The organism is Flavobacterium arundinis, from assembly GCF_038289855.1.
Lineage (GTDB): Bacteria > Bacteroidota > Bacteroidia > Flavobacteriales > Flavobacteriaceae > Flavobacterium > Flavobacterium arundinis.
In genome coordinates this window covers 183,405-207,049 of record NZ_JBBYHR010000001.1, presented here as the reverse complement: position 1 = coordinate 207,049, position 23,645 = coordinate 183,405, and the positions used below count along the sequence as shown (strand labels likewise).

Genomic DNA, 23,645 nt, shown 5'->3' with positions numbered 1-23,645 from the left:
GCGATGAAGATAACTAACAACGGTTTGAGCAGAGAAGAAAGGCAGGCAAGATCAATAATTAACAAGCCATTTTCTGTTATAGATAATAATGAAGTATCGTTGTTTGAACAGGCCCGGAAGATAGCGGGTTTTCTTCATTATTATAATGTGGATGGTACCCGCGAGGGGTATTTTGACGAGATCCTGACAGACCTTAGCGAACCGGAAAAGATTTACGGTCAAACCCCCGGCACACATTCCGGCGGGTATATGGAGCCATCGCAGGCGCTGTTGCTTATCTTTATAGAGAACCTTCATCACACAACAGCACAGTTCAATGAAAAATGGAAGGAGTACCCGGTGTGGTACATGGAGAGTATACTAAAAGCAAAGCCCCTGCCTATGAAAGGCAACAAGGTTTGGCTGTCGTTCAGCAAAAAGCCCTTTGAAAATGTTACGGTAAAAGAAGATACCCGTTTTGTGACGGTCAATAAAGAAGATAAGCCGCTGTATTACAAGCTTAAAGAAGATATTGAGCTTTTGGACACCGTGGTGGAAAAAGCATATATGCTCAGCCTTGAGAAAGACAGGAACCGCTACCCTGAATCGCACTTTGATTTTGTTACGGGGCTTCGCTTACAGGAAGTGATCGCAGGGCAGGCGGGTCCCAAAGCCACGCCAAAGCTTAGGACCATTGGAGTTAAGCTCACCTCTCCGGCACTGCTGCTGCGGGAAGGCAAAAGATCGGTCAATATTACCTTTTATAGCCAGAACAAATGGGAGGATATTGTAAAACAGGGGATGGATGCTTTTTTGAAAGTACATCCTGAAACGCTTTTAATGAGCCATGAAGAGATGTTCAAAACGATCATTTCAGAATTCACCAGGGATATGTTCTTTCTTACGATTAGTACTACTGAAGGCTGGACAAAGGTAGAAAGCTATAGCGTTACTCCTGGCGAAGAAGACAGCCTTATACTCGACTTTACATTACCCGAAAGTTTTCCGGCCACGACCGGCTGCACGTTCGAAAAACATGGATTTTCCTGCAAATACCCAAAACTTAATATTCACCTCAATTTTGACGCATGGCTCTATCCGTACTCGTGGATAAGGCATTTCCTGATAGTGAAGGTAAGTATAGCGTCCAGTGCCAGGGGGATAACCGGCCTGCAGGTGTATAATGAGTTAGGGCAAGTAGATGTATCAAAGCCCTTTCCTCCTTTCGGGATACATAATGAAAAGGGGGCATGGCTGGCCATAGGCAATTATGAAATGGCTATAAAGAACACGAAGTCGGTAGATGTTGATATACAATGGCGGCAATTGCCCGAAGATGAAAAAGGGCTACAGGGATATTATTCGGAATATAATAAAGGAATAGACAACACTTCCTTCAGGCTGCGGTCGGCTTTCCTTGCTGATCATAATTGGAAAGAAACTCCGGAAAGGTCGGAATATTACCTGTTCTCTTCAGTAGGGAAGCCACAAGGAGAAATGCCTGTTCCCGACAATCTGCTAGCTAACCATACTTTGCTGCATGGGATAGATGTTTCAAAAATGCCGCCTGTAGGAATTGACGAAAAAGACTATAGTTATGTTCCCATGGCGCGTTCAGGATATTTAAATTTTGTACTGGTATCGCCGGATATAGGCTTTGGGGAGGCTGATCACAGGAGGCTGTTCGCGGAGCAGCTCATGAAAAATGCCCGTAAAGACCAAAAATACCCGACCATTAATTCGCCCATGACTCCTTTAGTGGAAAGGATAACGCTTAATTACAGGTCGGAAGATATGATAGATCTTTTGGAAAAGTCTGATAATAATAGTGTTGTTGACTCCATATTGCCTTTGGATACGCTTCGCACTTTTCCCGAAAATGAGAATAAGCCGATCCCTTTTGCTGTAGAGATAGAAGAGAGCAACCTGCTGCTGGCGCTTAGGGATGTTGTGCCCGGCAAAGTGCTGAACCTCTATTTTAGCTTTATCCCGTCTTTGGAAGAAGTCGCAGAGAGCAATATACCGGGGATACGATGGTACATTGGCAACAGCCGGAACTGGAAGCTGATGCCGCACAGTTTTGTACAGAAAGATGAAACCCGCCGGCTTTCTGTTGAAGGGCGCATACAGTTCCTGATGCCGGAGAGCATAGCGCCTTCTTTATTTGACAATGATGGCTTGTTGTGGATAAGGGCAGGGCTTGTAATGATGGGAAAGACGATTATTCCAAAACTGAAGGATATTTATACGAATGCAGCACTGTTGTGCCTGGATATTGATCTTAACTCAAATGAAAAAGTACCTTTTAAACATATAACAGCTCCACTCGAGCCGGAAAAGAATATTCCTGGCGTAACATCTTTCAGCAGGATATCTACTTTTCATGAAGGCAGGGAGGCAGAGGACCCTAAAGATATGCTTATGAGGATATCCGAGCACATAACGCACCAGGGCAGAGCAGTGACACTTCGCGATTACGAAAGGATCACGTTACAGGCTTTTCACGATATTGCGAGGGTAAAATGCTACCGGGGCAGTAGCGATACTGAAGATACCAGTGTTTTCGTGGCCGTATTGCCATTCAGCCGTAGTGAAATGCCGCTGGTATCCAATTATGTGATGGTGAACATACAGCGTTATCTCAGGAAATTGTCATCGGCTTATGTGGCCAATATCAGGGTCATCAATCCTGTTTATCAGGAGATACTGGTAAGGGCAGTGCTTAAGTTCAATGGGGAATACCTCTCTGAAAGCAGGCGTAAATTGTTGATACAAAAGATAGATGAGGTGATCGCGCCCTGGCTTGAGAAAGGTGAGATACCTTCTTTTGGCCATGCGGTGGCTGTAAAAAAACTGCATAATGCCATAACAAAGGAATTCAAACAGGATATAGAGATCACCGATCTTGAGGTCTTGCGGTTTGAAAAGGAAGGTGACAAATATGTAATTAACGCATGTACAGATATAGATGATCTTATTAAACCGTCACAGCCCAATGTGATATTTGTACCGGCCAAAGAACACTTTATCTATATAGATGGGCATGATGTGAATATGATCGATGATTTTGGTATAGACGAAATGACACTTGGAGATACTTTCATAATTAAATAAAAAATGTATGGCAGTACAAAACAGACAAACCCTGCAGAATTACTTCAGTTCGGGGCAACGACCTTCAGGAAAGCAATTTGAGGACCTCCTTGATTCGGTAGTGCATATACACGATGAGGTTATTAAGAAAAGCAAAGACCATGTTATTGAAGTTACCCCCGCTGAAAAGAGCAGGGATGTTATCTCTATTCTGGGTAAACCAGGTGATGCACCCGGGTGGGCCTTTTCTTTGCAGGAGAACGGCGATCTGGCCGTCAGCGAAATAAAAGGTGGTAACGGCCTGGCATCACTAGTATTTAAAACAAATGGCGATATAGAGATGCACGGAAATAATATTATAACAGCCGGAAGCCGCAAGGGTATTTGTACAGAGCACGCCGCCGATGGCAAATGGCATACAGTGGCAAAAGGCCTTGAAGGTGTAAATGCGCTCGAGATCGTTGCAGTATATACCGCGGGCAAAGGCAAATGCAGCACCCTTATAGCGTGGGCAAGCCATTCTTGCGGCAGGCGCAGGAAAATAAGACAGATGCGTCCAGGCACTTTTTTCTGGAACAACAAGATAAGGATAAGATGGGTAAGAGTGAAAGATACCGACGGACACAAGACCCTGTGCGACCTTCAGATAAAGACACGTTACAAAGCGGGCGATGGAGCCCTGATCAAATGTAGTACTACCACATTATGGGGTCACCAGGAAACTGACCAATAACAGCAAAGACATGACTTTACAAAAGAGGGGAAAAGAGGAGAATTATTATAAGAAGCTTCAGGACATAACCCTGGAGAGGCTGGAACAGCTGTGCGGTAAAAAATGGACCGACTTTAATGTTCATGACCCCGGTATAACCATTGCCGACTATTTTAATTATGGCCTTTTTGAACTTCAGTACCGTCTGGGATCATCACTTGAAGCCTACCTGCAAGGACCGGGTGACAGGTCCGTGCCATTTGGCCGTATAGGACTGCTCCCCAAAGAAGAGCTCTTTGAACAAAGCATTGTTACACGTCAGGATTATGAAAATTTAATACTGCGACAGGACCCGGCAATAAAAAAGTGCATTGTATTGCTAAACAAAAAGACGAGGCTTTATGATATCTTTTTGGGCACCACGCAGCATCCCGATGAAAATGCAAAGGAACGGCTGGCAGAGATCGTGAGGCAGGCCTACCACAGCAACCGCAACCTTTGTGAAGACCTGGGAGAGATCCGTTGGCAAGAATATAAAGAGGTGCATGAAACAGCGCTCTATCCGGGGTCGGGGCCTATTGAAAAGGATACTTTTGAATATCCTGAATTTGAAACCGTTGGCCATACGGAAGCTGTGCCAGCGTTCTCACCAAATTATAATTCCATACAATTCGACTTTCCCGAAGCTTACGGTATCGGCGAGAGGGGCCTGCCTACAGGTATTACCGTTGCAGGAAAGTCTAAGATATTGCAGATGAAAGCATACATGCTTATTTTCGATCATATGATGGCCGATACCCTCAGCCAGGCCGGCAGTATAAATGAGCTTCTGGAATTTTCCGGACGTGTGCCCGGCAATACCATACCTGATGTGGTAGTGCCGGAATGGGAACATATAGTGGACAAAGACCTGAAGAGTGATACCATACTGCATGGCGAGGCGTACTACGGATCGCAGAAAAACCTTTATTTTAATGTGCTGGACATACTGTACGGCGAAAACACCGCAAATATATTTACCCATGATCCCGCCATTTCGCAACATAAAATGAATGAGAAGCGTGCGAACCTTATCCTCAGGTTCCCGTGGCTTAACTCGCATCGTTTTTTATCCTTCAATATATATGATACTGCCAGCACGCCCACCATACAACAGTTGATAGAGACACTTATTGACTACAGGCATATGCCGGCTGAAACAGGTACTTTTGGAAAGTATGGCCTTCGCGTGGTCAGCGATAAGGAATTTTATGAAAGATACAAATTCCTTCAGAATACTTCTTTTGCCATAAATATCGAGGAGAATGCACTGCTGGAAGAAGTGGAAGAAATTGGGGTATTATATGATGACAGGACTTTCCACAAGCTCCGGATGAACATTAACCTTCTTTGGTACAATGTGCTTTTTGAAAGTTTCCTGAAATATGGAGATGAGAAAAAGCATTACAAGATACTGACACTGCCGGACGAAGAGTACCTGCTTGTCTTTAGGCATCCTGAAAAAGGTGACTGGATAAACATGGGATTGTTCTTTAAGACCAAAGAAAAACTTGTTGAAACGGCCAATCTTTTCTGGCAGTTTATCAGGAATATTAAACACAGGGAAGTGCATACCGATATTTATTTTATAGAGCACCTGCTCCTGAGGCACGGGCATGGCGATGACAGGAACAAGCTGTCGGTCATAATTTCTGAAGAACATATTGGTAACGGCGACAGGACTCACATAGAATGGCTTCTTGAAGAGCGCCTGCCGGCCCACATCAGGATAAAGGTATTTTACATACAAAATAGCAATATGCAGCAATTTAAGCATATTTATACCACATGGAGAAAAGCGCTTGCTGCCGGGCACAGGGAAGACATTGATTATGCATCGATAGCTGTACGGGCATTTTTGAGTAGCCATGTTAATTCCGAAAAAAGCGTAGGAGATGAATAGCGTTGGTAAAATATCGCTTGATCTTAAAGGAGAGGATCAAAATTTTTTCCAGGGTTTATATGGAGATGTGAACAATTTTCTCTCAGCTGCCATAGAAAAGCCTACAGACGAAGTAGTGGCATTTTATGATAAAGATGCTGAACATGTTGAAATAGGCACGATCGAACTTGATCTGGGCCCGTTGACTAAAGAAGACTTTACTTTGCGTTTTGCAGCGATCTATCGTGAAAAGCTCTATGAAATGCTTGGCTTGTATATTGTAAACCCTATTGTATATGGAGTAAAGAAAGTTACAAAACAAAAACAGCTATCCGAAATTTTGTTTCATTTCCTGCGGTATGGTTCGCTGCCGTGGGACATTGACAAAAAATACAAAGATATTGACAACCTTTTCTTTGAGGTGGTACGGCATGAAAGCGCCGGCCTAAAAAAGTTCTTGCAGACCTATGGACATTACACAAGCTTGCAGAGGCGCCTGGTATTTCAGTTGGGCGATAACGCGCTGGAGGAAGGTATAAACCTGATAGCTCCCGGAGAGGGCAGTTTTGTGCTATCATATATCCGGTTTTTGCATGCAAAATATAAAGTAACAGAAACACAGGGAATCAGTGAGCGGCACCATAGGGATATGGTGTGGCAGGTAGTATATGCCTATCTTTTGAACAACAAAAGCTCTTTTTTTAGCATCAGGGGCTTCCTTAAATATACTATTGCTGCCCTCGCTGCGATGCATGGCATTTCTTATTCCCATTTGCTGAAGATCATTACATACGAATTGGAGGTCCGCTACAGGAATGAGCTGGTGAGGTCTGAACTGTACATTATCCTGGGAGAACTGAAAAATGAAGCGTCGGAAGTTCCTGTAGGAAGATCACTTACCAGGATGGCCAGGATGTATATTTCGGTCGTTTCGGCACAGCGGGAGTCGCCGCAATGGAAGAATAATAAAAATATACTTGAAGATATACTGAAAAAACAGGATACATGCCAGGCCTTTTTGCAGCACCTTGCCGAAGCCGAGATCACTGGCCTGGTAAAAATAATTATTCCGGAGGAGCATTCTTTTGTATTGGGTTACACCAAATCGCTGGAAAGGCAAAAAGAGACCGGCCTGTTGCAGGGAAAAGCAGGCGGAGAGTTCAGGCTGCTGAAATGGCAGATCATTTTCCCGATACTTCTTCAAAGCAATAGCAGCGGGTTTAACCGGAAGTATTTTATATTGCAGACATTACAGAGGATAGCATCGCGTTACAATTTTCATATAAATGAGATACTGGTCTACATTATTACATCTGCAAAGGAAAAATTACTGCTTGACAAAACCCTGGTGTCAGTTTTGGAGCAATTGTACAAAGAGGTTTCAGGAGACCGGGCCTTACCGGAAAAATCGGCATCGTCAAGGCCTGACGAAGGAATGGTGCTGGACCATTTACGTACAGGTAAGGAATTGGATACTGTCGGGCTCCGCCAGTGGAGAAAAGTAATGGCCGACACCGGGCTCAGGGAAAAGATACTGGGACAGCTAAGGTCTGAAAAGCAGCATACTGCTTTTATAAAAATGCTTTTTCCCCTGGAAGCAGATATTATACCTGCTTATGCGGGTGGGCTTGACCTGTATAACAAGCAAAAAGCGCTTGAAGGAAAAGCCGGGGGTAGCTTCGTACAGATGAAATGGAAATTTATCCACGCGGCCCTGTTCGAGCCACAGCAGAACGTATTCAACAAAAAATATTTTGTAGAGCGGGTGCTTACCCGTATCTCGGCGCATTATAACCTGAAGGTCCAGGAATTGCTTGAGTTTTTTTACAGGGAGATCGTAACGGCGGGAAACACTTTTCCTTTTGAACTGATTAAAGTGCTTAGGGAGCTGTATAACGATAAGGTAAAGATAATTGAAGGAGGTACAAAACAGAAAGAAAAGCAACAGGAAAGCCTTACTCCGGAGCAAAAAGCCAGAGAAAGGCTGCAGTATTATTTTGGAAATGACACTGCTTTGGCATTCCTTATCGAAAGACTTGCAAAAGTGCATGAATTTGTAAATTTTATAGATGAGGGGTTGCGCATTGGATCGTTATTGAGAAAGTATTTTATAAATGAGCTCAATATTGATGTCGATGCTAAAGCGGTATTGAAATTAATTGCGCGGTCTTCTCATGGATACAGTTCGCTTACCCGTGCGGTCGTTATGAGGCGCATATTGCTCTATTATACAAGCCTGGTGACGGACAAAAGAAAAGCGATGCAGCTGGAACAGAAGCTGGGCGAACTTTCACGTACGAATGCACTGGTAAAAGAGACTTTAGAGGACATGGTCGCGCTGTCAACGAATTTTGGTAAAAGTAAAAGTGGCTTGCCTGAAGGAACACCTATAAAACAGGATGAAATGCCACTGGCAGGAAAAGGGATGGCAGAATTTATAAATAATGCAGGGCTTGTGCTGCTGCATCCCTATCTGCCGCGGTTGTTCGCCATGTTGTCGCTTACGGTAGATGGTAAATTTACAGGGGAAGATGCGCAATTCAGGGCCATATTTCTTATGCAGTATGCGGTTTTTGGCAGCACTGAATTCCCCGAGCACGAGATGCGGCTCAACAAACTAATGGCCGGTGTGGGGCAGGATGTGGCGATACCAGGGTCGGTTGAGCTTACCCTCCACGAAAAAGAGACCATTGATGGCTTGCTGAACGCAGTTATCAACGCATGGAGCAAGTTGGGCAAGACATCTGTGGAGGGGCTGAGAGGCGCTTTCCTGGTACGCGACGGCAAGATCGACGAGCTTGACGATCTTTACCAGCTTGTAGTCGAAGAAAAGACTTTTGACATATTGCTCGGCTCACTGCCCTGGAGCATAAGCACAATAAAATACAGCTGGATGGAAAAGGGCATTAACGTAAAGTGGCGATAATTTTAAAAGTACGCATTATGAAGACACAAATACAGCAATCAAAAGCGGAAGGGACTATCCAGCCCAAAGCTGAAAAGCAGGCACCGGTAAATTCAATTTTAAGCGGATATGGCAACACAATCCAACGATTGGCAGTAAATAACCGGGGTACTACGTTTGGCACTACTACCGGGATATTGCAATTATATAAAAATAGAAGAAAATGGAGTGGTAGTCAAAGGGAACAGAGTAGAAAATTCTGGGTAAAGAAAGAAAAAAAGGAAGCAAGGAAAAGACAATCAGCATACTATAGGGATCATATCGTTAAACCTGATGACAGGCGAACAAATGAATTGACAATATTATTGAAGGGTGATTTTAATTTAGCTGCTATTGTTAAGAAAATCAGGCTACAGGGTTCAACAGTGCCTTCCAACCATCAGGACATCATATGTTTGCTTGATAACGGACAAAATCTGAGGTTTTCAAGAAATAATTTTTCTGATACTGCTCAATATGGTGCGGATCCCGGCAGGCTTACCATAATATATACCTATATTCCCTCGGAGGGAACGACTGTAAAAGCAGCATTGGAGGCATTCAGGAAAGCACACGATTCAATGCGGACATATGAACATGGAGATTGCCAGTCATTTGCAAATGCGATAGTAAAAGGCTTAACGGGACAAGATACCGGTTTTGGAGGAGTTGATGATTTTATGTAAACCAATAATAGTGCTTTGACTACTATAAAAATACTTTAATATGAAAGACAGGAAAAATTATCCTGAAACATCGGGAACTGAACAGAAAGCAGTCAGGCAGGCATCTGTAGGCGCTGTTTTGGAAGGGTATCGGAATTCACTGCAACGCAAAACGAAAGATGAAGGGGTGCCATTGCAAAAAAAAGAGAATAATACTGGCTTGCCGGATAACCTGAAATCGGGTATTGAAAACCTTTCCGGCCACAGCCTGGATGATGTAAAAGTACATTATAACTCGGCAAAACCCGCACAGCTACAGGCGCATGCCTATGCACAGGGGACCAATATACATATAGGGCCAGGGCAGGAAAAGCACCTGCCGCACGAAGCCTGGCACGTGGTACAGCAAAAGCAGGGCAGGGTAAGGCCCACCATGCAGATGAAAGGCATTAATGTGAATGATGATAAGACATTGGAGCAAGAGGCGGATGTGATGGGGGAGAGGGCCGTCAATTTGCAAGCCGGTAATACAATTCAACGATTGTTGAAAAACAATGTGTCCGGTACTCAAAATATCCAAAGGATGATATCTGTGAATGGAAAAGAATATAACAGCCAGCAACAAATTACTGATGTAATGCGGGATATAGAAACAAGCTGTAAGTTAAGTAAGGGGGATATGGGTAGATTTGGTAAAGTCATTAGAGAACTTCTACAACCTGAAGTAATGGAAAGTTTCACATCGTACCGGGAATTATATAATTACCTAAATCCTGTACTTAGGCTAAAAGAATCAGTTTTTCTCCAAGACAGATTTTTGAACGACGAAGATGCTCTCAGTATAATTTATACAGAGCCATGGGAGCCGATGAACTGTCACAATTACTAACTAATAAGCAATTTGAAATGGCTAAAAACGCACATGGTGAAGAATCAGGAATAAAGTTTTTTGCAACGGATATGAATTATTCAGTAAAATTAGCTAATAAAAAAAATAATGACGCTTATAAAAGACAGGAGAAAATGCCATATGAAAAAATGATTGCTGTTACTGTAAATGAAGCAGAAGTCGCATATGGATTGAAAGATGATATAGGTATCCATGCTGATGGTGGGCACACGGTTGAATTTTTAGGCGAAGGGCCTGACGAAAAAGCTAAACGGGGAGAAAATGAATTGAGAAAGGTTATAAAAGGCACAGGTAAAGAGGATGATACACCTCAACATGGTTATGTTTTAAAACATGAAACAGATGGACTTAATTTTGGAGTAAAAGCGAAAACTCGGGAAAATACAAAAGCTAACTGGAAATCTCCTGTCGAGTATTTTAATTCGCTTGTTACATTTCTTGGTTCTATTGGTGAGTTTAAGATGGTTGAAAAACAGACTGAGCAAAAAGATCAGTCATAAACTATTTCTAAATACATGAATTATCTAGACAAATGAACAACTTCACATCCTACTTTCAAACCGTCCTCCACGCCGCCTTTTCCCTCTATTTCAATCAGGAAAGCCAGTATACCTCATTGCGTGAAATTCCCATTCCTGAAAAAGATGAACTGGCAGCCGTAACAGGAAAAGAAATTATATGGGAGGAGCGGATAGTATTACTATTGGCCCTGATGCCACATGTGCAGCCACAGTCGCTTGACCTGTTCTTCATACAGAATAAAGACCTCGACAGGCCCTATACCATATTTGGCGGATGGAAAGGATCATCGCACAACGGTTTTTTGCCCACGGGTGACACAGCAGCGTTCCTGCTCTCTGTTGACGATCCGCAAGGGAGGGTAATGGCAATGCACCTGTTTAGTGAAGAGCATTGGTTCTATAAAGAAAATGTGCTAAAGCTCGAAGGGCATGGGCAAGGCGAGCCATACCTGAGTGGGAAACTGATTGTGTCGGAGGAATTTTTGGTAAAGGCCACTTCGAACGAAAGCTATCGCCCCGGCTATGACAGGGATTTCCCTGCAAGGCGCATGGAAACCAAACTGGAATGGGACGACCTTGTGGTGCCGTACCATCTTTGGGAAAGCCTCAACGATATATCGGTTTGGCTGGAACACGGACAGGAGATACGCCAGCGCTGGAACCTCGACAGGCTGATAAAGCCCGGTTACCGCTGCCTGCTCTACGGGCCACCCGGTACGGGAAAAACACTGGCGGCCTGCCTGTTGGGAAAAAAGCATGGCAAGGAGGTGTACCGCATCGACCTATCAATGATTGTTTCCAAATATATAGGGGAAACCGAGAAAAACCTGGCAAAGATATTTGACCGCGCAATGCACCAGAACTGGATCTTATTTTTTGATGAAGCCGATGCACTTTTCGGCAAAAGGTCTGATGCCAATTCATCCAATGACCGCCATGCTAACCAGGAGGTTGCTTACATGTTGCAGCGCATTGAAGACTTTCCGGGGATGATTGTACTGGCTACAAACCTAAAAGACAACCTGGATGAGGCATTCTTCAGGAGGTTTCAGTCGATACTCAATTTTCCTATGCCCGACCAGCCGCTGCGCCTGAAATTATGGCAGCAGATGATACCCGGGGAGTGGCTGGAAGCAGCAAACACCGATATACTGAACAGTGCTTCGCAACACAAGCTATCCGGAGGTAGTATGGTGAACGTTATTCAGTACTGCGCATTGCATCTATACAGGGCCGAAAGACCCATACTGACTGAGGACATCCTGCGGACAGCAATAAACAATGAACTTGACAAAGAGGGCATATTGGTGAATAAATAATATTCTGTATAACCAACTAACCGCCAGTTTTAAACTCACAAAATTATTTTAATTTTTGAATTAATTGTAAGATTATTAAAACAAAAAATCCCGAAATCGAGTTGATTTCGGGATTTTTATTTGTGACCTCGACTGGGTCGTAACTTAGTACTCTAATTCGCTTATTTACAACGGTTTTCATTCTGTATTTTTCAACAGGGGTAGCCTGAGGGGTAATTTATCAATTAGTATCTATTTTTTTAGTCCTAAGTAAGGCAAAGCATTTTTCAGCAAATTTAGGCTCTATACCATTTATAAATACCAACCAACCATATATATAATCATGAATGTCATTTTCAGCAGATTCTATTTTTTTCCTTACTACTGGGTCTCCAAAAAAATCTCTCCAATTTACATTAAATTTTTTTAGCGTATGATTCCTCAATCCATATTTATTTATATAATAAACTTCCAACCTAAGCTTCTTCTTTATTCTTTTCGCAATTCTAGGATATTGGTTATCAAAAACGGTTAAACCGGTAACGTACTGGTTTTGGCCTCTTTTCATAATCTTAGATTTTCTTTCATTTATACTAAAACCAGCTTCTTCAATAATTTTGATAATTTCTGGCAATAATTTTATTTCGGCATCGGAAGAAAAAGTGAGGTCGTCGGCATATCTTGAGTAAGTTATATTATCGTCTAACTGTTCAAATATTAAATCTAATTTATTGAAAATCATATTAGCAAGGGTCGGACTAGTATGAAATCCCTGAACTAAAAAGCCATTAATGGTAACTATTTTAGAAATCGAAAGCGCAATCGTAGAATCAAATCCATGTTGTTCTAAGGTTTCAACAATCATACCATCCGTTATAGTTTCAAAAAAATTACGAATATCAATTCCTAAAATATATTTCTTCGCAAGATGTTTTTCAGCATTAGATTTAATTCCTCTACCTTTCACAAAACCATTAGCGCTAACGGACGGTCGATAAACTTGGTTTAGGTGTGTATTCAATATTTTAAGGCAATTTATAAGACTTTCAGCCATAGGCTTATAAATTATTCTATACCCTAATTCTTTTTGCCTTTTAGGAATACAAAATCTATCAATATCCAAGATTGTATTATCAAGTTTTAAAAGGGCTTTTCCCGAACAGTAATCATTAATAACATATTCGTTATCAATTAATACTTTTAACTGTTCTAAATCCATCCTTAGATAATTAGACAGTCTCTTTTCGTTCTTAATATCGCTTGGATTCATATAAGTTATAAAATGACAGAGGCCAGGGTAACAACTATTGGTTAATCCCTACTCGGATACGAAATCATATCCAAAATTTACCCCTAAGCCTCTGCCATAACTTTTCTTAAGTTATCAATTTCAACCAATTCTTCTTTTTTCCCTCTACGACTTAAAAAAGAAATATTATTCCAAATGTGTATTAAGGCAATTTTCTCTTTTAGAATATTAAAAGTTTGTTTAACTCGTTTATTTTTAGAGAATATCTCTTCATCAGGTTCAAATATATTAAATACGTTATAATTAATATAATCAGTAATTGATAAATTATTATTCCCTTTAGAAACAATTTCGTATTCAACATCAAATTCATGATATTTATCAAAAATTTCTTGAAGTATATTTTTAAGCGGTTTATCTTTCACTTTTAATTCTTCAATGAAAAAGTGGTGCTTATCTCTCCTATTTTTTAAAATCATCCTTCTAATAAGATTTTCTAACATCTTGGCAATTACTTCATAATCTTGTTTAGCTAATTTTAATTTTCTAAAGTATTCACTTTCTTTATATAAAACTTCAAAATACGCTCTAAAATTTAGCAAAGGCAATAATTTATAAAAGTGAGTTTTTATATCCGGATGATTTTCACACGCATGGAATCCCTTCTCAATTTGTTTTTCGTACTCTACAAAATATAGTTCGTCTTTTAAATCTTCTTTTAATTTAGCTATAACACTCTCAGAAAGATTTGGAGTATCAGTTTTTATACATCCATATAAAAAAACATTTTGATCATTATTAATATGACCACTCTCGTCTATAAAATAATAATAGGTTTTTTTTGACATATAGTAAAGCATTTAAGCGTACACTTTGAATAAGAAATGGTGTAAAGTAAAAAAATCTTTTAGTCTTCTATGCTTACTATTAAACGTAAAATTATTTCCTTCAATAGAATCCAAAATGATACCATCATCAATTAAATCTCCTTCAGGAGAATTATCAAAAGGTTGCTTTAATTTTAATATCAGAGCATCTTTTATTTTATTAATATCACCTGCTAAGACGAAACCTAACATACCTCCGTAATTATTCTCTTGGCAATACTTACCATTAAAGTGCCTATAAACTCCACCGTCTTTTTTTGAAGCATTAAATACATATTCATTAATACAAGGATTATAAGAGTTTAAATTTTTACATTCAACAGAATAGTATTTTAGCTTTAAGGTGTCGTTATTTATCCAGTCGCTATGCTCAAACTTTATATCATAGAATCCTGGTTGGTTATATTTAACTTTGGGTTCCAGATTAACAACTATACCTTCAAAAAAAATTCTTCTATCATAATTTTCAAACCAAGTTTTCATATAATCTTTAATAAGGTCTTCAATATGTTTCCTTCCAGGTTTTACCTTTTCAGTTTCAATTAAATCATTTAGTTCAGTTATATTAAATTCCCGGTAAAACTTTAGTAAATGGTAATGAATTAGATTGATCCAAAAATCATCATTTAAGGTTCTTTTTTTTCTACTACTATCAGGCATAATTGTAGTTTTAGGAAGGCGAATATATTCTCTATCCATTTTAAGCCCTATTTAAAATTTCCTGCCCATCTTCATAAGCTTTCGTTTCAGTCCAATTTAAAACATCATCTTTTCTGATTATATAAATACAATCTTTAGCAAATATCTTTTCTTGAGAAGCTAAGAAATTTTCATCAGGTTTTTGTTTAAATATTTCATTAAGTAAATACTTCGCTACCTTATTTTCCGTAGGTTTATTTTCAAGAGAATTAAAATAAATACCTACTACTACAAGATTAAAATCTTTATAATGATGATATTTTATATCTATTGGGCTTTCGAAATAGATACTTATTGTATCTATAATACTTTCGCTATAATTTGATAAATCCCTTGGTTTTATTTTTCCTTTTTTCTTAGAATAATCTTTTATCCTTAGCTTCTCCAAATAAGTTAATTTATATAAATCGAAAATTAAACTATTTAGTTTGCCTTCAACATCAGTATACTTCAATGTAGATTCAGAAATATTTTTACTAATCTCAGAAATCGTAGCGGCCAAATCTAAATCTATATCCCTTGGTATAGGGATGTTTTTGATGTCGTCGATTCCTATTCTAGGAAATTAATCATTAACTCTTTTTCTAAGATATTGATTAATATAATAATTACAAAGCTCCGAGTTCAGAATAGCTGTAATAAGATAATACAGCTTTTCTTCTCTTAGTTTAAAAATATAAATAGAAAAATCAAAAAAGATTTTTTCTTTAGAATATACGGCATTTAAGTTATCTCCTAATCTTGAAATAATAATTTTGTCTCCTTCATATATATCTAAAGTTCTGGGTCTATGAAAATTATCTAAAGTTGAAATATATCTATTAGCGTTAGATATTAAAAAAGGTTCAAGATTTTTAGGTTTAACGTAAGGAACAAGATGTGTCTCAGTTAAATCGTCAGTGAAATATTTATCTACAAATATATCTACAAATTCCTTTTTCTTTTCAGACGGTAAATTTTTCCAATCTTCTTTATTTAAATTAAATTCCTTCTTTCTAGCATCCTCTCCCCAAAGTTCAAATCCACGGTGTAAGAATTGACTATTATCGGTTTTTAACTTTATATAATCACTTAAAAACTGGTTACTATTAATTTTTAGCAACAGTTCTTTATCATACTTATTTCCCAATAAAAAGTCTCTTAATCTTGTTCTATTCTCAACCAGTTCCTGTTGATTAATATCAATTAATTTATCTTCCTGAATAACCAGCAGTTCAAAAGGCTTTTCAGAAAACAACCCCATTTCAACTGGATAGTATTCAATGCAATTATCTTCTATTAATAAATTATTAAAAATTATTGCACTAACGCTTTCTTCAGCATTTTCAAATAAAATCTTTTTTACTTTAGAAAGTTCATATATTTTTTCAATACGGTAATTACTATAAAAAAAACTTTGGAATTTCCTAGAATTATCATTGTAAAAATTAGAGTTATTAGTAACAAAGCCAAAGCGAGTATTTATATTACTCCAATCTTTAATTTTTAGGAAAAAGCATTGAGATATTTGGTGACTCCCTACAATTTCCTTAGCGGTAACTTTAGTATTCTCGCCAACAGTTTTATAATTGCTAATAAAAGCTATTTCTTCATCGGTGTTTTTAATTTCAAAAAAGGGAGGATTACCTACAATGTAATCAAATGTTTCTTCTCTAAAAACTTCATCAATGATATCTAGAGAATTATGGCAAATGATATTTTCAAAGAAAGAATAATTTCCAAATAAATCAACCCTGTTTTTACTTCTTAATTCTCCATTTATAAACTCTTTTATTTCATCAGGGTTTAAGTCTCTAAATATCTGAAGAGATAAAGAAAAAATAGTAAATCGTTGAGCAATGGATCTTTTCTCAATTCCAAAAATATTTTCCGAGAGCAGTCGTATCCTATGCTCAATTTTTTTTTCTACATCATTAAACTCAATAGGGCTATTCTCCAATAGCTTTTGAAAAGCAACTATTAAGAACATACCTGATCCACATGACGGGTCTAATACTCTTCCAATTTTATCATCAATAATAACATCATCAATGATTAGTTGAGCAAGTTTTTTAGGAGTATAAAAAATTCCATTTTCTTTTTGTTCTTCTTTAAGAAAAACTTCATATATATAACTGATAAATTCAACAGGAATAACATTAAATTTAAAATCAAAAAGAGATAGTTGACCGGTTAAACTAGTTCCTGATATCGAATGATAAATTAAATCAAATACAGTATTATTCAGATACTCTTGATTTATCTCAGGAGTAATGAACAAATAATTATTAAAAATTTCATTAATAATTTTAAATAGATTATTAACGCTTTTAATGTCATTTCTATTCAATAGTTCTTTGTAAGTTATATTGAAATCACCAAAGTAATGGCTATAGAAGTAAGAATTTATAATATGATTATCCTCCAAATATTTTATATATAGAGTTCTATCAATGAGAGCTTGTACAATTTCATCATTCGCTACGACATTATACAAATCTTTTTTCAGTCTTTCTAAAGTAAATATAAGTTCCCTATCGATGCTTTTAGATTTTCTAACGCGGTCAATAAAGCTTTTATAATTCAACCAAAATAGTCCACTATCAAAATTCCATTTATTGATTTTATCAATCTTTTCATTGCCAGCATCACTACCTTTAAAGCTATCAAGTTTATAGTCCGATATTTTTAAGTTCGGAGAGATTTTACCATAGTACAGATTTATAATAACATCTGATTCTAACTTTTCATTAGTAATGAAAATCAAATCAGCCTTATCTTCATTCCAAATATATTTTCTTAATTCATCAAATTCTTGATCACTAAGCGTTTCAAGGATTATATAAAAAGAAGTTTTTGTCTGAGGTGGACATTCGTAATAATAAACGTTACTTTGAAGTTTTTCAGTAAGTAAATCATTATCTTCCAAAACTATAGTTTTTGGATTTAAGTCGGTAAAACTAAATCCTTGCTTGGAAAAAAAAGTCAATACTTTATTATAAAAAAACCACATTTTTTGAGAGTTTGTTAACAAATATAGTACTTAAGAAGCCTAGAATTACAAAGCCATTTCTTAGTTATTAAAAAAGTTTTCAATATTACACTAGCAATAATAATGTTATCGGTATAAAACTTTATTATTTATAATTAATTTTACAAAAACAAAAAACAATTATGGAAGAAGAATTCGAGATATACGACGATACTATTAGTGAGAATGAAGAATTTAGATACTCGATTACTAGCTACGGAGCTGATTATACATTGGACAGTGTTGTAAATAGAATTGAAACAGAAAAAATATTTGTTCCACCTTTCCAAAGACAATATGTTTGGACAAACATCCAGGCATCTCGATTCATAGAATCCTTGATTTTAGGACTTCCAGTACCGGGAGTATTTTTATCAAAAGAAAATGAAACAGGTAGATTACTTATCGTTGACGGTCAACAGAGAATGCTAAGTATCGCGAATTTTTATAAAGGAGTTTTCGGAGAGAAAAAATTTCGGTTAAAGAATGTTCAACCAGATTTAGAAGGGCTTACTTACGATACATTGAAAGAAGCGGACAGGAATAGATTGGACGATTCCATTTTACACGCAACTATTATCAAACAGGAAACTCCGGACGATGATGAAAGTAGTATTTATATGGTCTTTGAAAGGCTTAATACAGGAGGAACCCCATTACAACCGCAAGAGATTAGGGCGTGCATTTACTATGGTCCCTTTAACGAGTTCTTATCAGAATTAGTAGAGTTTCCAGCTTGGAGGCAGATATTTGGAGTAGCTAATAGAAGAATGAAAGAACAAGAATTAATCTTGAGATTTTTTACACTTTACTATCATTATAGTGAGTATAAAAAAGTTTTAAAATCCTCCTTAAATCAATTTATGGGCACCAATAGAAAATTTGAAAGGTATCCTCAAGCCGATTTAGAGTATTTATTTACAACTACTATATCTACAATTTACTCAGCCTTAGGTAGCAATGCGTTTAGAATAGGAAACAGACTTAACGCAGCTATTTTTGACTCGGTTATGATTGGAGTTGCAAAAAGACTTGTTAACAATTCAAGCCCGATTGATAGTTCCAGACTTAAGGAAGAATATGACACATTAATTTTACAACCTGCATTTCTATCATACGTACAAAGTGGGACTTCAAGTGAAGCATCAGTTAAAGGTAGAATTTCAATGAGTATTGAAGCATTTAATTCAATCTAAAGTGCATTATAGAATTCGAAATCAGATGGCGTCTTTAGATGCGCTATTTATTACAGCTAAAACTATTACAGATGATGAGATACAATCTCATTTTTCAAAATATTTATGCGTAAAGGTTTCAGGCTTATTAGAAAGCTATATTAAGGCACAGATAGGGGACTATGTAGATACAACGTCTTCAAAAGCAACAGCTAAATATGTAAAGAAAAATTTTAAAAACTTCACTAACATCGATTATAAAAAGCTATGCGGATTTTTAGAATCATTTGATGAAAAATGGAAGGCAGATTTAGAGTTAGTAATGGAAGAGGAGATTATTAGTTCACTAAATACTATAATTGCTAATCGAAACAATATCGCTCATGGTAACAATGATTCCATAACAATGCGCATAATAGAAGTTCATTATGGTAATTTAAAATTAATAATTAGTTTCTTGGATGATATTATTAGACGATAAGTAGTCGGCTTAATAAAAAGGCATAATTAGTAAACAAGGCAATTTGAAGCCTCTAATTTAAAATAGAGATTAATATATACTATCGTGATAATTCATTCCTTAAACCAGCTAAAATGCCCACCCTCAATTATATTAAACAAATAAAGCGGAGTTAAATAGTCCTACTTGTTCTATTTACTTCGCTTTGTAGTATAATTCACAGGCGCTTTGTAGTTTTCGCCCTAATTTACTTGTATTGGCTTATCGCGTATTTATAAGCTCAGAAGGTATTATATCTTACTCTTATTATATAATCTATCTAATTTTTTCCTTAATTCCATAAGTAACGTAGCCTTTAGGTCTAAATCATCAGTAATATTCGTTCTATATATATCTATAAATTGTTCAATCTTTTTCTTTTTATTATTTATACTAAGCGACTTATCAAGCAGGTTTATACTTTCAATGACGCCGTATTGTTTAATACCTAAAAAAGTAAGGTAAATTATAAAATCTGAATAGTCGCTTACATCAGCCATCTTTTCCTTAGAAATTACATCAACAAAAACAATATTTGTAATATACTTCTCAATTACATCTGGTAAATCATTCCAATTTTCTTTTATTTTTTCAACCGTATCAAATTTATTTTTGAACGTAGTTCCAGAAACCTTTTTGGCGTTTATTTCAAAACGTAGGAAGTAGAACGTTTCAAATACCTTCTTTTGGACATCTGACCAAATAGTATTTTTATTAATTTCTAAAAACTTATCATAGAAAACTAACTTATAATTTGCAAACTTAAAATATAGAGTAGTCTCTTCAACAACTTCTCGTTCAGCATTTCGATATTTGACGAAGCAATCATTTATACCTCTCATCTTTGCTTTTAACAAGAGTGTCACACCTACTTCTACCTTATTGACCTTGCCAGCTAAAATCCTTTTTTTAGTAGTTCCTAATTCTTTAGCAAGTAACTCTATACAATCAAGAAATTCTTCATAATTCAAATCTTTTCGGGAGTTCTTTTGATAATACCATTTTCTAATGCTTCCATCAATACTTAAGTTAAACATATCGTTTCCTTCGTCAGCCGTCAAAAGTAATTTTAATGAAAATTTCTTCTTCGGAAAAGCGCTGTTATACAACCTCGCATTATATAAAGATTTATCAATACAGTCTTCAACTAATTTTTCCTTCCACGTTATATTATCGCTGGGAGAATAATCCTTCAGGTGTATTTTTATTTTATCTATCATGCCTATCTTTTTTTAAATAATCTTCTAAATCTTTCCTGACTATCCATACAGTAGCTTTAGGCGATTTTTGGGCATATTTAAGCCCTTTCGGTTTGCTTCTCATTCTATCGATAGTTTTCTCACTAATGTTATATTCCTTCGCGGCTTCGGACTTTTTCAGTAAATCACTATCCAATTTAGGCTTAACAGAATTTTTTAAAATTTCAATATTTTTGTTTTTTTCGCTTTCTAATTCGCGCTTAGTACGCGTAAGTTCAATGAGTTTCTTTTTAATAAGTTTCTGATCTAATTTCGGCATCTTGTTTCTTTTAATTAAACTTTACAGTTTTCATTGCGTTCGTTAAAATCTCTTCGTCGGAGTTTACATAGCGTTCCGTCATTCTAATATCTTTATGTCCCATCAGCTTCATTATATAGAAGGGTTGTACACCATTTTTAGCCAGCATAGAACCAAACGAATGCCTCGCAACGTGAAAGGTTACTAATTTATCTATTTTAGCGATTTTAGCAATGATTTTCAAATCTCTATTTACAGAAACATTTTCCCTATTATCAAATATAAGTTCTTTCGGCTTCTTAGTTCTTATTTTGGAACTTACTAACATCTTTAAAGCCCACTGGTTAATTGGTATCTCTACGGTTCGTTTCGTCTTTTTCATAGTTAACACTATCTTTTTAAGTCCGATAATATTTTCTTTTTTCAAGTTCATCACGTCAGAAAATCTTAAACCAGTATAGCAGCTGAACAAAAATAGTTTACGGGTGAGATTTAGCCCTTCGGTTAGATTACCTAACTTCAAGTCAGCATTTTTAATTCTTTCAATTTCGCTTGAAGTTAAGAATACCGTTCTTTCTTTTTCCTTAGCAACCTTTACGTGCTTACAGGGATTTTCTTTTATCAACTTATCAACGACAAATTTATTCAATACCGCTGAAAAGGTTTTCCTTCGGGTTGCTACGCCGCTTACACCTACATTCTTTTCGGTAGCCAGGTGGTGTAAAAAATCTTCAATAAACTTTATATTAATTTCATCAAGTTCAACATTAGTTTTATATTCTTTCAGTTGCTTCCTAAACAGGGTATAATGGTATTGGGTTCCCTCCTCAAGCAATCTAAATTTCTTTTTACAATATTCGTCAAAGTAATAGTAAAAGTCTTTCCTTGAATAACCGCCAGTACATTTTTCTTTAATCAATTCCTTGATGAAGGGCTTTCCAGATAATTCTAATTCAAGAAGGTTGTTATAAATTAGTTTCTCCTCTTGTTGAAGTTTCTTCTTCAAAATCGAGTTTCCAGTCCCCTTAGGACAATGCTTCTCGAAATCCCATTCGTTCAGGGGTAGGTAATGCTTAGTAGATAACTTCAAGTTATTCGAGTTGAAAATTATCAAGTAATTTAAGGGGTAAGTATCATCACTTCGTTTCTTATCCTTCCTTAAAATCGTTTTAACTGAGTAAGAATTTTTCATAGATATTAATTTAAGTTTATAATTTACATAACTCCCTGAAGAAGTTAAGAAAATCTTAAAATTCGACTATTTAACACAAGTTTAACATTTGGCAAAATGGTATTAAAAAAGCGGCTTAAAGTAGCCGCCTCAATTCACAAGGTTTCTTATTTCAATTTAGAACAACATTTATTTCATAAACCTTTTTCCCTTTCTTAATCATCACCATCCTATTACCATCTTCATACATATATTGAGAGTTTTGCTTCCCCGTCAATTCAAATCCTTGATATTTTAAATTTGTAGTTATCTTATTTAGTAAATCCAAATCATCAGAAATAAAATTGGTCAGCCAGAGAGTCCTCCCTGTGTTCATATCCATTCTACCGCATCTTTTCAAAATTTGCTTTTTACCGTTTTTATCATAAGCGAAGATGTATCGTTCAGTTACATAACCCTTCTCAGATGTATCTTGCACAGGAGGTTGTACATCCCAAGTATATTGAAGCGATGAAACCATATCTTTAAGGCTTAATTCGGAAACCACCAGTAAGTCTTTTAAATTATTAATCGAAGTGTTATCAATAACTTCATTATCAGTTTGTGGTAAATCAGCTAATACATTATTATCATTAGCGGCAGTATTTACTACAGTTGCCTTATTTTTTATTAATCTTTCAAAACGGATTTTATCTCCATTGTCGCTTAACAGATTTTCATCGTTTGGATTAGCTTCATAATAGTAGATACTATTATTCTCACTTACAACCAATTTTTGTAACTCGGAATCAGTAATATCAGCACACCAGTAAATTGTAAAGGGATGAATTAAACGGTAGCTTTTTCCAGCTTTAATAGTGAAGGTGTTTACACTACCTATACAACCATCCATAGGGGCTTGTACAATAGTAATTTCATTCGCCCCGTCTTTATCTAAGTCGCCTTCATTGATTAGCTTAAACCAACAGCAATCTACTTTTACAGGTTTAATTCTTTTATCTGAAAAATGTATCTCATATTCATCAGGAATTCCGTCCTCTACTGGATTACCATACCCCTTTTTAATTAGTACACGAAAGGCATTTTCCAATTTTCCATCGCCGTTAAAATCACCGTAAATTGTATCTCCAACTTTATTTAAAGTAGCTTCTTTAGAAGTTATAAAATTTACATCAGTTTTAACGACCTCGTTGATAGTATCGATACCCTTATCTCTTACAAGTATTTCAGATTTTTTGGCTTCATTCTTACAAGAAGCAAATAAAACAGAAATTACTAAAACCGACTTTAAAATTAGTCTTCCCATTGCCAAAGATGTTTTCATAGTAAAAACTTTACAAAATATTTTCAGCTAATATATAAATTTGTATAATAAATGCGGTAAATTAAAAGCGACATTTTTTACAATTTTCCGA

Annotated in this window: 19 protein-coding genes; 10 read left to right on the top strand and 9 right to left on the bottom strand. The window is 36.8% G+C overall.

The window, feature by feature from the left end:
• Window positions 1-3 precede the first annotated feature (3 nt).
• From AAEO56_RS00900 to AAEO56_RS00865, 8 genes are read left to right on the top strand one after another with little or no spacing between them, the layout of a single operon-like run.
• Window positions 4-3,093 carry a baseplate J/gp47 family protein gene (locus AAEO56_RS00900; RefSeq protein ID WP_341695127.1) on the top strand — a complete coding sequence of 1,030 codons (3,090 nt, stop codon included), beginning with the start codon at window positions 4-6 and terminating at the stop codon, window positions 3,091-3,093.
• A gap of 7 nt (window positions 3,094-3,100) precedes the next feature.
• Complete coding sequence (locus AAEO56_RS00895) at window positions 3,101-3,805, top strand: hypothetical protein (protein WP_341695126.1); 705 nt, start codon at window positions 3,101-3,103, stop codon at window positions 3,803-3,805.
• A 10-nt stretch (window positions 3,806-3,815) separates the two neighbouring features.
• Entirely contained in the window at window positions 3,816-5,726 is a 1,911-nt protein-coding gene (locus AAEO56_RS00890; RefSeq protein ID WP_341695125.1) for a hypothetical protein, read from the top strand.
• Window positions 5,719-8,631 (top strand): contractile injection system tape measure protein, encoded by a 2,913-nt coding sequence (locus tag AAEO56_RS00885; RefSeq protein WP_341695124.1) that lies wholly within the window; start codon window positions 5,719-5,721, stop codon window positions 8,629-8,631. The genes AAEO56_RS00890 and AAEO56_RS00885 overlap by 8 nt, the downstream gene beginning before the upstream one ends.
• A gap of 17 nt (window positions 8,632-8,648) precedes the next feature.
• Window positions 8,649-9,335: a hypothetical protein gene (locus AAEO56_RS00880; RefSeq protein WP_341695123.1), complete on the top strand. Its 687-nt coding sequence runs from the start codon at window positions 8,649-8,651 to the stop codon at window positions 9,333-9,335.
• 40 nt (window positions 9,336-9,375) lie between these two features.
• Window positions 9,376-10,203, top strand: coding sequence for an eCIS core domain-containing protein (locus AAEO56_RS00875; RefSeq protein WP_341695122.1), 828 nt, complete (start codon window positions 9,376-9,378; stop codon window positions 10,201-10,203).
• The gene (locus AAEO56_RS00870) at window positions 10,173-10,724 is read left to right on the top strand and encodes a hypothetical protein (protein WP_341695121.1); all 552 of its coding nucleotides are present in this window, start codon (window positions 10,173-10,175) and stop codon (window positions 10,722-10,724) included. Before AAEO56_RS00875 ends, AAEO56_RS00870 begins: the two co-directional genes overlap by 31 nt.
• Before the next feature lie 32 nt (window positions 10,725-10,756).
• Window positions 10,757-12,064, top strand: a complete 1,308-nt coding sequence (locus tag AAEO56_RS00865; RefSeq protein WP_341695120.1) for an ATP-binding protein — start codon at window positions 10,757-10,759, stop codon at window positions 12,062-12,064.
• A 220-nt stretch (window positions 12,065-12,284) separates the two neighbouring features.
• Here the strand turns inward: AAEO56_RS00865 and AAEO56_RS00860 are convergent, their stop codons facing one another.
• The 5 genes from AAEO56_RS00860 to AAEO56_RS00840 form a co-directional block, all read right to left on the bottom strand.
• Entirely contained in the window at window positions 12,285-13,262 is a 978-nt protein-coding gene (locus tag AAEO56_RS00860; protein WP_341695119.1) for a reverse transcriptase family protein, read from the bottom strand.
• A 134-nt stretch (window positions 13,263-13,396) separates the two neighbouring features.
• Window positions 13,397-14,140 (bottom strand): DUF3800 domain-containing protein, encoded by a 744-nt coding sequence (locus AAEO56_RS00855; RefSeq protein WP_341695118.1) that lies wholly within the window; start codon window positions 14,138-14,140, stop codon window positions 13,397-13,399.
• A 12-nt stretch (window positions 14,141-14,152) separates the two neighbouring features.
• The gene (locus AAEO56_RS00850) at window positions 14,153-14,878 is read right to left on the bottom strand and encodes a hypothetical protein (RefSeq protein WP_341695117.1); all 726 of its coding nucleotides are present in this window, start codon (window positions 14,876-14,878) and stop codon (window positions 14,153-14,155) included.
• 1 nt (window position 14,879) lies between these two features.
• Window positions 14,880-15,266, bottom strand: coding sequence for a hypothetical protein (locus tag AAEO56_RS00845; RefSeq protein WP_341695116.1), 387 nt, complete (start codon window positions 15,264-15,266; stop codon window positions 14,880-14,882).
• A gap of 177 nt (window positions 15,267-15,443) precedes the next feature.
• Window positions 15,444-17,786 carry an N-6 DNA methylase gene (locus AAEO56_RS00840; protein WP_341695115.1) on the bottom strand — a complete coding sequence of 781 codons (2,343 nt, stop codon included), beginning with the start codon at window positions 17,784-17,786 and terminating at the stop codon, window positions 15,444-15,446.
• A 245-nt stretch (window positions 17,787-18,031) separates the two neighbouring features.
• On the opposite strand from AAEO56_RS00840, the gene AAEO56_RS00835 reads away from it, so the two are divergent.
• Both AAEO56_RS00835 and AAEO56_RS00830 read left to right on the top strand, forming a co-directional pair.
• Complete coding sequence (locus AAEO56_RS00835; RefSeq protein WP_341695114.1) at window positions 18,032-19,084, top strand: DUF262 domain-containing protein; 1,053 nt, start codon at window positions 18,032-18,034, stop codon at window positions 19,082-19,084.
• Between the two features lie 25 nt (window positions 19,085-19,109).
• Window positions 19,110-19,544, top strand: coding sequence for a HEPN domain-containing protein (locus tag AAEO56_RS00830; RefSeq protein ID WP_341695113.1), 435 nt, complete (start codon window positions 19,110-19,112; stop codon window positions 19,542-19,544).
• Window positions 19,545-19,813: 269 nt separating this feature from the next.
• On the opposite strand, the gene AAEO56_RS00825 is transcribed toward AAEO56_RS00830, so the two are convergent.
• The 4 genes from AAEO56_RS00825 to AAEO56_RS00810 form a co-directional block, all read right to left on the bottom strand.
• Window positions 19,814-20,782, bottom strand: coding sequence for a hypothetical protein (locus tag AAEO56_RS00825; RefSeq protein ID WP_341695112.1), 969 nt, complete (start codon window positions 20,780-20,782; stop codon window positions 19,814-19,816).
• Entirely contained in the window at window positions 20,772-21,080 is a 309-nt protein-coding gene (locus AAEO56_RS00820; protein WP_341695111.1) for a hypothetical protein, read from the bottom strand. Before AAEO56_RS00820 ends, AAEO56_RS00825 begins: the two co-directional genes overlap by 11 nt.
• A 10-nt stretch (window positions 21,081-21,090) precedes the next feature.
• Window positions 21,091-22,251, bottom strand: a complete 1,161-nt coding sequence (locus tag AAEO56_RS00815) for a site-specific integrase (RefSeq protein WP_341695110.1) — start codon at window positions 22,249-22,251, stop codon at window positions 21,091-21,093.
• Between the two features lie 151 nt (window positions 22,252-22,402).
• Window positions 22,403-23,554 (bottom strand): hypothetical protein, encoded by a 1,152-nt coding sequence (locus AAEO56_RS00810; RefSeq protein WP_341695109.1) that lies wholly within the window; start codon window positions 23,552-23,554, stop codon window positions 22,403-22,405.
• Window positions 23,555-23,645: the final 91 nt, after the last annotated feature.

Coding starts and splice junctions, on each gene's coding strand:
- AAEO56_RS00900 (WP_341695127.1), top strand. CDS start 4: ATGAAGATAACTAACAACGGTTTGAGCAGAGAAGAAAGGCAGGCAAGA.
- AAEO56_RS00895 (WP_341695126.1), top strand. CDS start 3,101: ATGGCAGTACAAAACAGACAAACCCTGCAGAATTACTTCAGTTCGGGG.
- AAEO56_RS00890 (WP_341695125.1), top strand. CDS start 3,816: ATGACTTTACAAAAGAGGGGAAAAGAGGAGAATTATTATAAGAAGCTT.
- AAEO56_RS00885 (WP_341695124.1), top strand. CDS start 5,719: ATGAATAGCGTTGGTAAAATATCGCTTGATCTTAAAGGAGAGGATCAA.
- AAEO56_RS00880 (WP_341695123.1), top strand. CDS start 8,649: ATGAAGACACAAATACAGCAATCAAAAGCGGAAGGGACTATCCAGCCC.
- AAEO56_RS00875 (WP_341695122.1), top strand. CDS start 9,376: ATGAAAGACAGGAAAAATTATCCTGAAACATCGGGAACTGAACAGAAA.
- AAEO56_RS00870 (WP_341695121.1), top strand. CDS start 10,173: ATGGGAGCCGATGAACTGTCACAATTACTAACTAATAAGCAATTTGAA.
- AAEO56_RS00865 (WP_341695120.1), top strand. CDS start 10,757: ATGAACAACTTCACATCCTACTTTCAAACCGTCCTCCACGCCGCCTTT.
- AAEO56_RS00860 (WP_341695119.1), bottom strand. CDS start 13,262: ATGGATTTAGAACAGTTAAAAGTATTAATTGATAACGAATATGTTATT.
- AAEO56_RS00855 (WP_341695118.1), bottom strand. CDS start 14,140: ATGTCAAAAAAAACCTATTATTATTTTATAGACGAGAGTGGTCATATT.
- AAEO56_RS00850 (WP_341695117.1), bottom strand. CDS start 14,878: ATGGATAGAGAATATATTCGCCTTCCTAAAACTACAATTATGCCTGAT.
- AAEO56_RS00835 (WP_341695114.1), top strand. CDS start 18,032: ATGGAAGAAGAATTCGAGATATACGACGATACTATTAGTGAGAATGAA.
- AAEO56_RS00830 (WP_341695113.1), top strand. CDS start 19,110: ATGGCGTCTTTAGATGCGCTATTTATTACAGCTAAAACTATTACAGAT.
- AAEO56_RS00825 (WP_341695112.1), bottom strand. CDS start 20,782: ATGATAGATAAAATAAAAATACACCTGAAGGATTATTCTCCCAGCGAT.
- AAEO56_RS00820 (WP_341695111.1), bottom strand. CDS start 21,080: ATGCCGAAATTAGATCAGAAACTTATTAAAAAGAAACTCATTGAACTT.
- AAEO56_RS00815 (WP_341695110.1), bottom strand. CDS start 22,251: ATGAAAAATTCTTACTCAGTTAAAACGATTTTAAGGAAGGATAAGAAA.
- AAEO56_RS00810 (WP_341695109.1), bottom strand. CDS start 23,554: ATGAAAACATCTTTGGCAATGGGAAGACTAATTTTAAAGTCGGTTTTA.